The following is a 1,028-nucleotide window of genomic DNA, read 5'->3' as shown; positions in this document are numbered from 1 at the left end:
CTCCAAGGTTTTTTCATATTTTCTAAATTTGCCTTTTCACCAGGCAATAAAAAACCCCAGTAGGACGACCTACTGGGGTTTCTAATAGAAGCCTGACGATGACCTACTCTCACATGGGACCTCCCACACTACCATCGGCGATGCTTCGTTTCACTTCTGAGTTCGGGATGGGATCAGGTGGTTCCAAAGCTCTATGGTCGTCAGACAAAACTTCGGTTGCTGATACTTGATCAACAACACTTAATTCTGCGTCTTTAACAATAGCAAGTAATAGCTAATTTTATCTCTGCTGTCTAACGAAGACTCATATCCAATTTGCGTTACCCGTCGTTGTACGAATAATCATTCACTATAAAACCACTTGGGCGTTATATAGTTAAGCCTCACGAGCAATTAGTACTGGTTAGCTCAATACGTTACCGCACTTACACACCCAGCCTATCAACGTCATAGTCTTTAACGGCTCTTTAGGGGAATTAAATTCCCAGGGAAAACTTATCTTGAAGGGGGCTTCCCGCTTAGATGCTTTCAGCGGTTATCCTGTCCGAACGTAGCTACCGGGCAATGCGTCTGGCGACACAACCCGAACACCAGGGGTTCGTCCACTCCGGTCCTCTCGTACTAGGAGCAGCTCTTCTCAATTTTCCAACGTCCACGGCAGATAGGGACCGAACTGTCTCACGACGTTCTAAACCCAGCTCGCGTACCACTTTAAATGGCGAACAGCCATACCCTTGGGACCGGCTTCAGCCCCAGGATGTGATGAGCCGACATCGAGGTGCCAAACACCGCCGTCGATGTGAACTCTTGGGCGGTATCAGCCTGTTATCCCCGGAGTACCTTTTATCCGTTGAGCGATGGCCCTTCCATACAGAACCACCGGATCACTATGACCTACTTTCGTACCTGCTCGACGTGTCTGTCTCGCAGTTAAGCGCGCTTATGCCATTACACTAACCGCATGATGTCCGACCATGCTTAGCGCACCTTCGTGCTCCTCCGTTACTCTTTGGGAGGAGACCGCCCCA

The 1,028-nt window shown here is 49.1% G+C and carries 2 rRNA genes; both read right to left on the bottom strand.

Annotation, left to right across the window (positions count from 1 at the left end):
* Positions 1-90 precede the first annotated feature (90 nt).
* Positions 91-205: ribosomal RNA gene (gene rrf / locus A3757_RS03645) — 5S ribosomal RNA — on the bottom strand.
* Between the two features lie 167 nt (positions 206-372).
* Positions 373-1,028 (bottom strand): 23S ribosomal RNA (locus tag A3757_RS03640); the annotation flags it as partial.

This window comes from Oleiphilus sp. HI0117 (assembly GCF_001635235.1).
This window is presented reverse-complemented; position numbering and strand designations above follow the sequence as displayed.